Annotated in this window: 1 protein-coding gene; it reads left to right on the top strand. The window is 59.8% G+C overall.

Translation table 11 applies throughout. The features are described from left to right. Nucleotides 1-110: 110 nt before the first annotated feature. Nucleotides 111-1,425, top strand: a 1,315-nt coding sequence (gene istA, locus KLP42_RS26520; RefSeq protein WP_215571156.1) for an IS21 family transposase, incomplete at its 3' end; no start/stop codon positions are given.

Raw genomic sequence — 1,425 nt, 5'->3', positions numbered from 1 at the left:
TGTGTTTCGGCGTGCAAAGTTGACCCCATTAGCGGGGTGATCGGCGTCCAATTTTGACCCCCTTCGGATTTATCTGACCATCCGTTTTTTGACGGCGGATGGAGAGGGAGTTGAAGCGAGTGGATACGATTGCGCGCGTCCGGCGGGCCTTTCATGTTCAAGGCTGGTCGATGAAGAAGATCGTCCGCGAACTGCATGTTTCCCGCAACACGGTCCGCAAGATATTGCGCAGCGACGAGACCGACTTCTCCTACGAGCGCGAGCGGCAGCCTTTGCCGAAGACGGGAGTATGGAAGGCTGAGATCGAGCGGCTTCTTGCGACGAACGAAGGCAGGCCATCGCGCGAACGGCTGACGCTGATCCGGATTTACGAAGAGCTGCGCGCACTCGGATATGACGGCAGCTATGATGCGATCCGCCGTTACGCCAAGGGTTGGGCGAAGAACCGCGGATCAGCGACGGCGCAGGCCTATGTGCCGCTCTACTATGCACCCGGCGAAGCCTACCAGTTCGACTGGAGCCACGAGATCGTGCTTATCAATGGCACGACGACGACCGTGAAGGTCGCGCATGTTCGGCTCTGCCATAGCCGCATGATGTTTGCCCGCGCCTATATGCGCGAGAGCCAGGAGATGGTGTTCGACGCCCACGACAAGGCGTTTGCCTTCTTCCGTGGCACCTGCACGCGCGGCATCTACGACAGTGAGGCGGAAAAGCAATCGATCCAGCGAATCGATTGCCCGCCGAACAAGACTGCGGTGGAGGCGGTGTTCGTCGGCAAGGAGCGGCTATACAATCGCCGCTTCCTGCAGATGTGCAGTCATTATCTCGTTCAGCCTGTCGCCTGCACCCCGGCGTCTGGTTGGGAGAAAGGCCAGGTCGAGAACCAGGTGGGCCTGGTGCGCGAACGCTTCTTCACGCCGCGGCTGAGGGTCAAGAGCCTTGAGGAATTGAACGTCTGGCTGCTCGACAAATGCGTCGCCTATGCCAAGGCGCACAACCATCCGGAACAGGCCGAGCAGACGATCTGGCAGATGTTCGAGGCCGAACGCGGCAACCTCGTTCCCTATGTCGGTCCGTTCGATGGCTTTCACTGCGTTCCGGCCTCGGTTTCGAAGACCTGCACGGTCCGTTTTGATAATAACAAATACTCGGTCGTCTCGACTGCTGTCGGCCGCCCGGTCGAAGTCCACGCTTATGCCGACCGGGTTGTCGTCAAGCAGGATGGTACGGTCATTGCCGAACATCGGCGCAGCTTCGGACGAGGCGAGACGGTCTATGATCCTTGGCATTATGTGCCTGTCCTGGCCCGCAAACCCGGCGCTCTTCGCAATGGCGCGCCGTTCCGCGACTGGGTAATGCCGGCGGCGATGGAGAAGGTCCGCAAGCGATTGAAGGCAGTCGATGACGGTGATCGGCAAATGG

The sequence above is a fragment of the Rhizobium sp. CSW-27 genome (assembly GCF_018760785.1).
In the GTDB taxonomy this organism is placed as follows: Bacteria; Pseudomonadota; Alphaproteobacteria; order Rhizobiales; family Rhizobiaceae; genus Neorhizobium.
This window is presented reverse-complemented; position numbering and strand designations above follow the sequence as displayed.